Source organism: Streptomyces sp. TLI_146 (genome assembly GCF_002846415.1).
Lineage (GTDB): Bacteria > Actinomycetota > Actinomycetes > Streptomycetales > Streptomycetaceae > Streptomyces.
Map to the genome: position 1 here is coordinate 6174015 of NZ_PJMX01000001.1, position 13828 is coordinate 6187842.

3 protein-coding genes are annotated in these 13828 nt (G+C 69.0%); 2 read left to right on the plus strand and 1 reads right to left on the minus strand.

The features are described 5' to 3' along the window. Window positions 1-199 precede the first annotated feature (199 nt). Together BX283_RS27750 and BX283_RS27755 are read left to right on the plus strand one after the other, a co-directional pair. A complete protein-coding gene (locus BX283_RS27750) occupies window positions 200-10828 on the plus strand; it encodes a LamG-like jellyroll fold domain-containing protein (RefSeq protein ID WP_257583899.1) in 10629 nt (3542 codons plus the stop codon). A gap of 9 nt (window positions 10829-10837) precedes the next feature. After that, window positions 10838-11413, plus strand: a complete 576-nt coding sequence (locus BX283_RS27755; RefSeq protein WP_101390220.1) for a suppressor of fused domain protein — start codon at window positions 10838-10840, stop codon at window positions 11411-11413. Between the two features lie 92 nt (window positions 11414-11505). On the opposite strand, the gene BX283_RS27760 is transcribed toward BX283_RS27755, so the two are convergent. Continuing rightward, the gene (locus BX283_RS27760; RefSeq protein ID WP_180357268.1) at window positions 11506-13545 is read right to left on the minus strand and encodes a M4 family metallopeptidase; all 2040 of its coding nucleotides are present in this window, start codon (window positions 13543-13545) and stop codon (window positions 11506-11508) included. Window positions 13546-13828: the final 283 nt, after the last annotated feature.

Genomic DNA, 13828 nt, shown 5'->3' on the forward strand with positions numbered 1-13828 from the left:
ATCATGGGGTGGAAGCAACCTCCGTAAAACCGTGAGGCACGATCGCCTGGCTTTGTCTTCTGTAAGCCTCGCGTAAGTAAAGGCTGCCTCAATGCGCGCTCGATGGGCTCGAACGTCCCGTCTCTTGTTTCCACCCGGGAGAACCGGACACCGCAGGGCCAGGAGGATCGCCCTCCTGGTCCTGCTGGCTTTCTCCTTCATGCTGACGACCGAGACGGCGGAGGCCACCGGGGCGACGCTGCCCCGGCTGTCGATGCCCAAGTGGTCCCTGTCGGGCCTGTGGGAGTGGGCCAACAAGTCCCCGCTCGACACCCCGGACCAGCAGGGCGGCACCGCGCGCGGCAAGAGCCACAGCGCCTCCGCCAAGCAGACCCGGGCCAAGGGCGGCAACGGCCACCGGCCCGGCAAGGGCAAGGGCGAGCTCGGTGCGTACGAGCGGCCGCAGGACAAGGCCGAGTTGACGAAGACCGGCAAGGCGGCCGGGAACGCCAAGAGCTTCGACGCGCGCACCAGCAGGCGCGACGCCAAGAAGTCCACGGCGACCTCGGACTTCTACACCAACACCGACGGCTCCACGACGGTGCGCCACTACACCGGCCGCTCCAACTTCAAGGCCGCCGACGGCAGCTGGAAGCAGATCGACACCAAGCTGCGCGAGGAGAAGGGCGGCCGGCTGGTCGAGAACGCCAACTCGCTCGGCGTCGCCTTCGCGCCCGACGCGGTCGCCCCCGACCTCGCCTCGGTCGACTTCGGCTCCGGGCGCTCGCTCTCGTACGGGCTGCACGGCGCCGCCAAGAGCGAGCCGGTGGTCGACGGTGACTCCACCGCCACGTACGACAACGTTTTCAAGGACACCGACCTCAAGCTGTCGCCGCTCGCCGAGGGCTTCAAGGAGCGGATCGTCCTGCGCTCCAAGGCGGCGCCCAACACCTGGGTCTTCCCGCTGAAGACCAAGGGGCTCACCCCGAAGATCGCGGACAACGGCGACGTGGTGTTCACCGACGCCGACGGCAAGGTGACCGCGACCGTCCCGCACGCCTTCATGGAGGACTCGAAGATCGACCCGCGCTCGGGCGACGCCGCCCAGTCCCGCGCGGTCCGCTACGAGCTCACCACCCTGGACGGCGCCCCCGCGCTGCGGATGACCGCCGACCGGGCCTGGCTGGACGACCCGAAGCGGGTCTTCCCGGTCACCGTCGACCCGACGGTGACGGCCAGCAACTCGACGTACACCCAGAACACCATCGGCGGGGACCACTCCACCGAGAACATGATCAAGGTGGGGTCGTACGACTCCGGCACCAACAAGGCGAACTCGTTCCTCCAGTTCTCCTCGCTGGGCACCACGCTGGCGGGCCAGAAGGTCACCGCCGCGACCCTGAACGTGTACGCGGTCTGGTCCTCGACCTGCACCGCCGAGCCGTTCAACGTCCACCCGGTCACCAAGGCCTGGACGCCCTCCACGGTCACCAGCTACCCCGGCCCGACCTACGGCTCGGCGATCGGCTCGGCGACGGTGGCGCCCGGCGCGTCCTGCACCAACTCCTCCAGCTCCACGAGCGTCGGCGTGAAGATGCCCGTCCCGCTCAACACGAGCTGGTTCAACACGGTCGCGGGCGGCGGTGCCAACTACGGCCTCGCGATGACCGCGATCACCAGTGACATGCTGCACTGGAAGAAGTTCCACTCGGACAACTCCACCACCGCGGGCTTCCGCCCGGCCCTGGACCTGACCTACACGGCCAACGCCGCCCCGCAGATCAACGCCCAGTACCCGCCGGAGAACTACCAGGCCAACACGCTCCGCCCGGAGCTCACGGTCTACGCGACCGACGCCGACCACGGCCCGAGCGCCCTGTCGTACTCCTTCGACGTCTTCGACGCGGACAGCGGCAGCCAGACCCCGGTCGTCAGCTCCGGCACCCTCACCCAGGGCGCCTGGGCGATCCCGGCCGGCAAGCTGAAGTGGTCCAAGAACTACCTCTGGTTCGCCACCGTCAGCGACGGCACCAACGCGGTGTCGTACGACAGCCGGTTCACCACCGCCGTGCCGCAGCCCCCGGTGACCTCGGGCCTCAGCCAGAACACCGACGGCCACGAGTTCGACCCCAGCGACGGCAACTACACCACCGACGACACCGACGCGGACGTCGAGGTCACCGGGCCCTCGCTCTCCATCGAGCGCTCCTACAACAGCCTCGACCCGCGCCAGGACAGCGCGTTCGGCGCGGGCTGGGCGACCATCGCGGACATGAAGGCCGCCGAGGTCAAGGACAGCTCCGGCGCGGTCACCAGCGTGGTCATCACCTACCCCGGCGGTGAGCAGGTCGCCTTCGGCCGCAACACCGACGGCACCTTCGTCCCGCCGCTCGGCCGGTACGCCCGCTTCCAGGCGGTCACCGGCGGCTACACGCTGGTCGACAAGGACTTCACCACCTACAGCTTCACCCAGACGACGGCCAAGGCCGGGGTCTACGCGATCAAGACCATCACGGACTTCGCGAACCGCGGTGAGACGTTCAGCTACACCAACAACCAGCTGACCAAGATCACGAACACCACGTCCAACCGTTCGCTGACCCTCGCCTGGCAGACCCCCGCGGGCGCCACCGCCGCGCACGTCAACACGGTCGCCACCGACCCGTCGACCGCGGGCGACGCGTCCACCGCGCAGACCTGGCAGTACAGCTACACCGGTGACCAGCTCACCAAGGTCTGCCCGCCCGCCGACTGGTCCAAGTGCATCACCTACGGGTACGCCACCGGCAACCACTACCGCACCACGGTCCTGGACGAGGACCCGTTCGCGTACTGGCGGCTCGGCGAGGCGGCCGGTGACGGTGTCGCCAAGGACGCGGTCGACCTCAACCAGGGCAAGTACAACGGCATCTACCACAACGTGACCACTGGGGGCACGGGCGTGCTCGCCGGGTCCACCCAGCCGGCCGCCACGTTCAACGGCACCAGCAGCTACGTGGAGATACCCAGCGCCCCGGGCGCGACCCCCTCGTACGCGAGCGTCTCGCTCTGGTTCAAGACCTCCCAGGCGGGCGGTGTCCTCTTCTACTACGGCGACAAGCCGCTGAGCGACCCCGACCCGGTGGGCACCACGACCCACAACACCCCGGCGGTCTACGTCGGCACCGACGGCAAGCTGCACGGCTGCTTCGCCTCGTCGCCCGGCTGCAACACCACGATCGTCTCCGCCGCCGCCGTCAACGACAACAAGTGGCACCAGGCCGTCCTCACCGGCGCCGCCACCACCATGTCGCTCTACCTCGACGGCGTCTCGCAGGGCTCCAAGTCCGGCACCATCAACGACTGGGCGCAGCCCTACCTGACCCTCGGCGCCGGTGTGAACACCGACGGCTGGCCGAACATGAACGCGGCCGACCCGCTCGGCCACTTCAGCGGCCAGCTCGCCGAGGCGGCGATCTACTCCGAGCCGCTGAGCCAGGACGTCATCACCGCGCAGTACCAGGCGGCGACCCGGCCGGCCGGGCTGCTCAACAAGATCACCACGCCGAACGGCAAGATCCAGAGCTCCGTCACCTACTCCACCGCCGACGACCTGGTCACCCAGGCGGTCGACGGCGACGGCGGCACCTGGAAGCTCAACCCGGCCACCGTGACCGGCTCCTCGCAGGTCTACCGCTCGGCCGTGATGGGCGCCGCCCCCTCCGGGTACTGGCGCCTCGGTGACGTCCAGGGCGCGCCGCAGGCCGCCAACGAGGTGCACACCGGCTTCGGCACCTACAACACGGTGACCCAGGGCGCGGAGGGTCCGTTCGGCCCCGACGACGCGACGGCGGTCGACTTCGACGGCGCCGCCTCCTACGCCGAGCTGCCGTACGCCCCGCTGCACCGCTCCGGCAACCGCGCGATCGAGCTGTGGTTCCGCACCGCCAAGCCCGGTGTGATCGCGGCCGACCAGGCCCGGGTCCCGGGCGACCCGGCGGGCGCGGGCGCCGCCTACTCGCCGCTGATGTACGTGGGCGCGGACGGCAAGCTGCGCGGCCACTGGTGGAGCGCCACCGGCAGCGGCACGACCGACTTCGGCTCCAAGGCGGCGGTCACCGACAACGCCTGGCACCACGCGGTCCTCTCCGCCTCCGGCACCACCCAGACGCTCTACCTGGACGGCGAGAAGCAGGCCGACTACACCGGCGCCGCCGGTGACCAGACGACCACCCGCACCTTCATCGGCGCGGGCTTCACCAAGGGCTGGATCAGCTCGCCCTCCGACGTCAGCTACTTCGACGGCTCGATCGCCGAGGTCGCGTTCTACGACGCGCCGCTGACCGCGGACGAGGTCGGCCGCCACTACTCGGCCGCCAAGGCGTCCGCCGGCACCGCGCCGGTGCGCACGGTCAAGCTGACCGACCCGACCGACAAGACGCTGACCTACGTGTACGACGCGGAGCTGGGCAACCGGCTGCTCGCCGCGACCGACACCGGGGGCAACCGGACGACGTACGGGTACGACACGTCCGGCTTCCTGCACACCGTCACGGACGCCAACGGCAACCGCTCGGTGACCGGCCACGACGTGCGCGGCAACACGGTCTCCACGACCACCTGCCAGAACACCGCGGCCAACAGCTGCGCCACCGAGTACTACACGTACTACCCGGACGCGACCACCCTGTTCCCGACGATGGACCCGCGCAACGACCTGGTGCTCACCGAGCGCGACGGCCGTTCCTCGGGCCCCACGGACAACACGTACCTCACCAGCTACACCTATGACACGAGCGGAAACGTCACTTCGGTGACCACCCCGCCGGTGCCGGGCTCGCCCGCGGGCCGTACGGCCTCCACGGTCTACACCACCGCGACCACGGTCGCGGCCGAGGGCGGCACCAACTACGCCCCGGCCGGACTCGTCGCCGAGGTGCGCACACCGGGTGGCCGCAGCACCAAGTACACCTACTTCAAGAACGGCGACCTGGCGCAGATCACCGACGCCAACGGCGCCTCGGTGAAGTACACGTACGACAACCTGGGCCGCCAGATCACCAAGACCGAGGTCTCCGACTCCTACCCGGCGGGTCTGACGACCACGCTGGCGTACGACAAGGACGACCAGGTCATCTCGGAGATCAGCCCCAAGGTCACCAACCGGGTCACCGGCGCGGTGCACCAGGCGAAGTCGACGACCGTCTACGACCCGGACGGCAACGTCCAGTCCCAGACGGTCGCGGACGCCACCGGCGGCGACACCGCGCGGGTCACCTCGATGACGTACGACGCGTACAACCGGGTCGCGACCCGGACGGACCCGGGCGGCGACACCACCGCGTTCGAGTACGACGTCTACGGCAACAAGGTCAAGGAGACGGACCCGGCCGGGAACGTCAACGAGTACACCTTCGACGCCGACGGCAGGCCGCTCACCACCAGCCTGCTCAACTACACGGGCGACCCCAACAGCCCGTCCGCTCCCACCAAGCTGGTGCAGGAGTCGCGGGCGTACGACCCGGCGGGCCGGCTCGCGTCGATCACCGACGCGATGGGCTGGGTGACCGAGTACACCTACACCGACGACGGCCTCTCGGCCACGGTGGTGCGCAGGGACCCGCAGAACAACAAGGCGTTCACCGAGCAGGCGAACACCTATGACGCGGCCGGGAACCTGACCAAGCAGGTCACCAACGACGGCACCACGACCACCTCGTTCACGGTGGACGCGGCCGACCGTACGACCTCGACCACGATGGACCCGGGCGGGCTCGCCCGGACCAACAAGGTCTCCTACGACCCGGACGACAACGTCGTGTCCGAGACGGACTACGACCCGACCGGCGACACCAGCACCACCGACACGCGCTACGACGCGCTCGGCAACGTCACCGGCACCACCGTCCACGACGGCACCACCGCGCCGGTCGGCCGCTGGAAGTTCAACGAGACCAGCGGCACCAACGCGGCGGACTCCTCCGGCGGCAACAACAAGGTCACCTTCGGCTCCGGCGTCACCCGCTCCACCGAGCAGGGCGGCAGCGCGGTCTTCGACGGCACGGCCAACGCGTACGGCCAGGGCACCGGCCCGGCCGTCAACACCAACGGCAGCTTCACCGTCTCGACCTGGGTGAAGCTGGCCGACACCACCGCCAACCACACGTTCGTCTCGCAGGACGGCACGGCCGACCACGGCTTCCAGCTGTACTACTCGACGGCGTACGGCTGGTCGTTCAACCGGACCTCCGGCGACGTGGCGTCCCCGACGCTGGCCCGTGCCACCTCCGGCACGGCGGCGGTGACGGCCAACACCTGGACGCACCTGACGGGTGTCTACGACGCGGCGGCCGGTGAGATCCGGCTGTTCGTCAACGGCGCGCTGAAGGCGACCACCCCGTACAGCGGCTCCTGGGAGGCCACCGGGCCGCTCCAGATCGGCCGCCGTATGTCGGGCGGCACGCAGGGCGAGTACCACAAGGGCTCCCTCGCGGACGTCCAGGTCTACGGCGAGGCGCTCACCGCGACGCAGGTCTCCGGCGTCTACGGCAAGACCCTGCCCGCGGCGGGCAGCTCGGTGCGCACCACCAGCTGGAAGCTGGACCAGCGCGGCATGCCCCTGTCGATGACCGACGCCAACGGCGCGACCACCGACTACGGCTACGACGAGTCGGGCCAGCAGACCAGCGTCACCGAGCCGGCGGTCAACGCCGAGCAGAACGGCGGCACCCCGGTCTCCGTCCGCCCGGTCTCGATGACCGGTTACAACACGTTCGGCGAGGAGACCGAGTCCTCGGACCCGCTCGGCAACGTGACCGTGACGGCCTACGACGGCGAGGGCCAGGAGGCGTCCACGACGCTTCCCGACTACACCCCGCCGGGCGCCACCACGCCGATCAAGGCGGTGAGCTGGAACGAGTACAACCACCTCGGCCAGGTCTCCGCGGAGGTCGACCCGCTGGGCAACCGCACCGAGTACACCTACACCCAGCTGGGCGACCTGGCCTCGGTGAAGGAGCCGGGCGGCGACACCACGCGCTACACCTACGACACCAACGGCGACCAGCTCTCGGCGACCCGCCCCAACGGCGCCCGCCAGGAGTCGACCTACGACTACCTGGGCCGCGAGCTCACCAGCACGGACATCGTCCGCCAGCCCACCCAGCGGGCGTACACGGCGATCAACTACTACGACGCGCCGGGGCAGCAGCTGTCCAAGGTGGTGAGCCCGGCGGGAGTGAGCGAGTCCTACGGGTACAACGCGCTGGGTGAGGTCACGTCCACCACGGACGGGGCCAACAACACGACGCGGTTCACGTACGACCAGGACGGGCAGATACTGACGTCCACGGATCCGGACGGGACGAGCACCAAGAACACGTATGACGGGTTCGGTCAGCTGGTCTCGATGAGCGACCTGGACGCGACCGGCAAGGTGCTGCGGACCACCAGCTCGACGTACGACCGGATGGGCCGGCAGGCCTCGGTGACCGACTTCCGCGGGCACACCACCAACTTCACGGTGGACGCGACCGGAATGATCACCAAGGCCGTGCAGCCGGTCTCCGCGACCGAGTCGATCACGGCGACCTTCGGGTACGACGTGGCGGGCAACAGGACGCGGTTCACCGACGGCCGCAACAACGCCTTCCTCACGACGTACAACTCGTGGGGCAGCCCGGAGTCGACGATCGAGCCGGCCACGCCCGCCTATCCCAACGCGGCCGACCGCACCTTCACCACGACCTATGACGCCAACGGGCGGGTGAAGGAGGAGCGTTCGCCCGGTGGGGTGAAGGTCGTCGACGACTACGACGCGAAGGGACGACTGACCAAGCAGACCGGCACCGGTGCCGAGGCGGCCACGGCCGACCACACCTACGGCTATGACGCCGACGACCGGATCACCTCGGTGACCGGCACCGACGCCGACACCGGCAAGGACACGTTCAGCTACGACGACCGGGGCCAGCTCCTGTCGACGAGCGGCGCCTCCGGCTCCTCCTCCTTCGCCTACAACGGCGACGGCAGGATGACCACGCGCACCGACGCGTCCGGTACCTCCACCTACGGCTATGACACCGCGGGACGGCTGTCCACGGTCAACGACGGCGCCACCGGCTCGACGCTGACCTACGGCTACGACGTCAACAGCAACGTCAAGTCGATCGACTACGGCACCGGCAAGGCCAAGCGCGCCTTCGGCTACGACGCCCTGGAGCAGCTCACGTCGGACACCCTGACCTCCCCGACCGGCAAGACGCTGGCCTCGGTCAACTACGGGTACGACGAGAACGGCAACGAGACGTCGAAGACGACGACCGGGGTCGCGGGCGCCTCCGCCAACACGTACACCTACGACTGGGCGAACCGCCTGTCGTCCTGGAACAACGGGACGACGACGGAGAGCTACGGCTACGACGCCTCCGGCAACCGGACACGCGTGGGCGGCGACACCTACACCTACGACGCCCGCAACCAGCTCACCTCCGACGGGCACAACGCGTACGCGTACACCGCCCGCGGCACCATGAGCTCGATGACGGACGACGGCAACAAGGTCAGCGTCATCAAGGCGGACGCGTTCAACCGGGTGATCAACGAGGGCGACCGTACGTACGCGTACGACGGTCTGGACCGGGTGCTCACCGCCAGTGACCCCGGCACCGGCCCGCTGTTCACCTTCCAGTACAGCGGCCTGGGCAACGACGTGGCCTCCGACGGCTCGTCGACCTACAGCCGCAACGGCGACGGCGGGCTGCTCGGCATCAAGTCGGGCACCAGTTCCGTGCTGGCGATGACCGATGTCCACAGCGATGTCATCGCGCAGTTCACGGCGGGCGGCGAGGCGCTGTCGGGGTCGACCACCTACTCGCCGTTCGGCAAGGTCAACCAGACCGCCACCATGCTGGGACAGCTCGGCTACCAGTCGGGTTGGACCGACCCCGAGACGGCCAAGGTCAATATGGCCGCTCGCTGGTACTCGCCGCAGACCGGCCAGTTCAACAGCCGGGACACGGCGGACGTGGACGGCCTGCCGGCCTCGATCGGCGCCAACAAGTTCGCCTACGCCAACGCCAACCCGATGACCATGACCGACCCCACCGGTCACTGGAGCTTCGGCGGGGCCTGGAAGAAGTTCAAGAAGAAGGTCAAGCACGTCGCCAAGTCCGCTTGGCACAAGACGAAGAAGGCCGTCAAGCACGTCGCCAAGGCCGTCAAGAAGGCCGCGAAGAAGATCAAGCACGCGGTCAAGAAGGCGGTCAAGCGGGTCAAGCACGCGGTCCGCAAGGCCGTGCACTACGTGCACGATGCCGTCAAGAAGGTCAAGAGATACGTCAAGCGGACGTACAAGCGGGTCAAGAAGTACGTCCACAAGGTCGTCAGGACCGTCAAGCGCGCGGTGAAGCACGCGGCCAAGGTGATCAAGAGCGTCGCCCACAAGGTGGTCAAGGCGGCCAAGAAGGTCGGCAGAGCGGTCAAGAAGGCCGTGAAAGCCACCGCCAACTATGTGAAGCAGCACGCGGCAACCATCGTCCCCATCGTCGCGGGCATCGCGGCCGCCGTCGTCTGTACGGCGGCGACGGCAGGTGTCGGTGCGGTGGCCTGCGCGGTCGGCGCGGGTGCTCTGATCAACTCACTCGGCTACGCGATGAGCGACGGGCCGCACACCCTGAGCGGTTTCCTCGGTGCCGCCGCGGTCGGCGCGGCCACCGGACTGATCGGTATGGGTGCGGGTGCGGTCGCCGGACGGGCCCTGAGCACGGCGGTCAGCGCCGTGACCCGGGGCGCGGTGACAGGCGCGGCCAGTGGTGCCGCGGAGAGCGCCGCCACCTACGGCGTCTCCTGCTCCAGCAGCCAGGAGGGCTGCAGCGTCAGTGGCGCTGCCAAGGCGACGGTGACGGGTGCCGCGCTCGGCGGTATCTTCGGCGCCGCGCTCAGCAAGTACGGCCGCAAGGGGTGCACCCCGCACAGCTTCACCCGCAACACCCCGGTGCTGGTGTCGACCACCGCCACCAAGGCCATCTCGCAGATCCGGGTCGGTGACTACGTACTGACCGCCGAGCCGGGCAAGGACAAGAAGGAGAGACACCGGGTCAAGGCGGTCATCGTCACCAAGACCGACCGCGACTACGTCGACGTCGTCGTGGGTTCGAAGTCCGGTCCCAAGACGATCCAGACCACCGCTCACCACCAGTTCTACGACGCCACGACGAACGCCTGGACCCAGGCGGCCGACCTGAAGAAGCAGCACGCCCTTCAGGGGGCGGACGGCGGACGGACGCCGATCCTCGACATCCGCTCCTACCGGTCCGCGCGGATCACCTACGACCTGAGCGTCGACGGCCTGCACACGTACTTCGTGGCGGCGGGCGACTCCCAGGTCCTGGTCCACAACGCCGACGACGTCTGCCCGACCGGCGGACCGGCACCCGACGGGAACGGCCAGTGGCGGCACGGCGGACGGTTCGCGGCCAACCCGGACCGCATCCAGCCCGGTCAGGTGCACCCCGACGGCATGCTGCGGGGGACCAACGAGGCCGGGCACGTCACCAGCCGGCCCTCGTTCCGTACCCCCACGGTGCGGCAGATGTGGGACGACGCCGAGGTCGCACCGGGGCCGCACGGGTCGCAGGGTAGAGTCTGCTCCCGCGGTGGCCCGAGCTGCGAGGGTGTGGTCTACGACGATCCGTACGACCCGAACGGCGGACCCCGCATGTGGGACGGCGGGCACTTCCCGGAGTCGTGGAGCAACCGCAAGTTCCCTCCGAACGTCACGCGTGAAGAAGTCCTGGACAACTACAACACCGATGTCCAGCTCGAATGCAGGCCGTGCAATCGCGCGGCCGGAAACAGACAGGACGGATAGCTGATCGCCATGGCTGCTCTCGTCAACCACTTGGAAGCACGGCTCGGCCGGATGGTCGGGTCGTGGTCGGCGGCCGAGCAGTCCCCTCCGGGCACCCCCCAGGTCGGATACTTCACCGGGGGTGCCCTGGAGGGCGTCCAGTCCTTCGCCACCGTCGGGCTCTTCAGCACACCACTGGTCTCCCGCACCTCCGGCCGTCATCAGCACCTGGAACTGCTGGGGTGCAACCGGCCGCTCGCGGGTGACGAGTACGGCCCGTTCGCGGGAGTCCTGGAGTACGTGTCGGAGCGCCTGGTCACCAGCGGCGACGCGGTTCTGCGCGGGGACGTGATCTCCCTGCCGATGCCGCTGGCGCCGGGCAGTGTCCTGAGCTCCCTCTACGCGTCCTCTCCGGTGTACTTCGACGACGACTTCGCCGAGGTCGTCGTGGAGAACGGCACCACGGTCTCCGTGGTGTGGCTGGTGCCGATCGGCCCCTCGGAGGCGGCCTTCGTCAAGGAGAAGGGCTGGCCGGAGTTCGAGCAGGAGCTGGTCCGCCAGGACCCCGACCTGCTCGATCTGCGCCGTCGGGAGATCACCCTGTGACGGCGGACTGAACGGCACGCGAGAAACGAGCGGTGCCCGGACCCCTTGTGGGGGTCCGGGCACCTTTCACGTTCCGGTCAGCCGCCTGACCGTCAGAACGTGAGCTTGAAGTTGTCGATGTAGCCCGTGTCGTACCGCGCCTTGTCCTGGACCTTCAGCTTCCAGGTGCCGTTGGCGACCTCCGAGGAGGCGTTCACGGTGTACGTGGTGTCGAGGTTGGCCGTCGAGCCGCCGGTCCCCGTGGCCTTCAGGGGGTACACCGAGCCGTCGGGGGCCACCAGGTCGATCTGGAGGTCGCCGATGTAGGTGTGGACGATCTTCACGCCGACCTTGAGGGTGCTGGGCGCGTTGCCCGTGACACCGGAGACGGTGACCGACGAGGTGACCGCCGCTCCCGGGGAGTCCGGGATGCTGACGTTGGTGCCGTTCTCGAAGACCTTGCCGCCCGGGTCGGTGCCGCCGTGGCGGGCGCCGACCGCGATGGCCGCCCACGCGTCGGTGATGTTGTTGACCTCGGCGCTGCCGGCCCCGTACAGCTCGGTGGCCGCGGCGATCGTGCCGTCGCGGGCGCCCTTGTAGTCGGTGGACGAGTTGAACTTGGTGGTGAGCGCCTTGTACCAGATCAGCTGGGCCTTGTCGCGGCCGATGCCGGTGACCGGCAGGCCGTCGGCGGTCGGCGAGTTGTAGGTCACGCCGTTGATGACCTTGGTGCCGCTGCCCTCGGAGGCCAGGTAGAACCAGTGGTTCGCGGGGCCCGAGGAGTAGTGGACGTCCAGGTTGCCGATGCCGGAGTACCAGCTGTCCTTGGAGCCGCCGTCCTTGCTCGGCTTGTCCATGTAGCGCAGCGGGGTGCCGTCGCCGTTGATGTTGATCTTCTCGCCGATGAGGTAGTCACCGGGGTCGGACGCGTTGTTGGAGTAGAACTCCACCGCGGTGCCGAAGATGTCCGAGGTCGCCTCGTTGAGGCCGCCGGACTCGCCGCTGTACTCCAGGCCCGCCGTGTTGGAGGTGACGCCGTGCGTCATCTCGTGGCCGGCCACGTCCAGCGAGGTCAGCGGGTCGTTGTTGCCCGAGCCGTCGCCGTACGTCATGCAGAAGCAGCTGTCGTCCCAGAACGCGTTGACGTACGCGTTGCCGTAGTGGACGCGGGAGTACGCGCCGACGCCGTCGCCCTTGATGCCGCTGCGGCCGAAGACGTTCTTGTAGAAGTCCCAGGTCTGCCCGGCGCCGTAGGCGGCGTCGGCGCCCGCGGTGGCGGCGTTGGAGTTGGTGCCGTCGCCCCAGGTGTCGTTGGTCTGGGAGAACAGCGTGCCGGTGCCGGACGAGCCGTGGTTCAGGTTGTACGTCTTGTGGCCGCCGCGCCCGCCGTCGGTCAGCGTGTAGTTCGAGCCCGACTGCGTGGTGCCGAGGGTGACCTGGCCGCTGTAGTGGGTGTTGCCGACACCGGTCTCGATGCCCTGCCACTGGTACAGCTTCGCGCCGGTCGCCGCGTCGGTGATGACGTGCAGCTGGTTCGGGGTGCCGTCGTCCTGCAGACCGCCGACGACCGTCTCGTACGCGAGGGTCGGCGTGCCCTTGGCCATCCAGACGACCTTGCGCGGGGCGCGGTCGGCGGTGGCCTTCTTGGCGCCCTTGTCGGCGGCGGCCGCGAGCGCCTGCTTCTGCGCGCCGGCCGGGCCCTGCTTGGCGGTGGTGGCGATGTTCTTCAGCTCGGCGCGGTTCGCCTTGAGCACGTTCTGGGTCTGGCCGCTCGGGGCGGTGTCGACGACGAGGTCGCCGCCGAGGACCGGGAGCCCGGCGTAGGTGCGCTCGTACCGCGTGTGCGTGGTGCCGTTCTGGTCCTTGACCACATCGCGGACGGCGAGCTTCTCCTGCGCGCCGAGGCCGAGGCTCTTGGCGGTCTCCGCCGTCCTGGTGCCGGCCTGGCGTATGAGCTCGGCCCGCTGCGAGGGCGAGAGCTTGGCGGGCAGAGCGCCCGGGTTGCGTACGGCCTGCGCCTTGAGGGCGGCGGCCGACGCGGAGTCGTCGGGACGTGCGCTGGCGCTACCTGCCTGGACTCCGACGGTGAGCATGGCGGCTGCGGAGAGCAGAGCGGCGGTTGCGGTGGCACGACGACGGTGCGTGGATCTCACGCGAACTCCTTCTGCGAGGGGGGTACCGGCGGCTGGGTGGGCCGACCGGGCGGAGCATGCGGAGCGGTGGTTCTTGGATCGGGGAGAGAGTGCCAGGAGTGGCCATCCGCTGTCAGGAGCGCGTCAAGAAGTTGGCCGGAAATCGTTCGTTGTACGAAGGACGCCGTTCGTTAAGCGGACGTTTCCTTTGTCAACACCATGTGTACAGGGGGCGGTTGGGTGCGTCGCGATCGACGGGAGTGTCCGGATACGCACCCTGCCCCACCAGCGCGAAAGGCGTCCG

What these genes read in the sequence shown, in the direction of transcription:
- BX283_RS27755 (WP_101390220.1), top strand. Translation starts at nt 10,838, where the DNA reads ATGGCTGCTCTCGTCAACCACTTGGAAGCACGGCTCGGCCGGATGGTC.
- BX283_RS27750 (WP_257583899.1), top strand. Translation starts at nt 200, where the DNA reads ATGCTGACGACCGAGACGGCGGAGGCCACCGGGGCGACGCTGCCCCGG.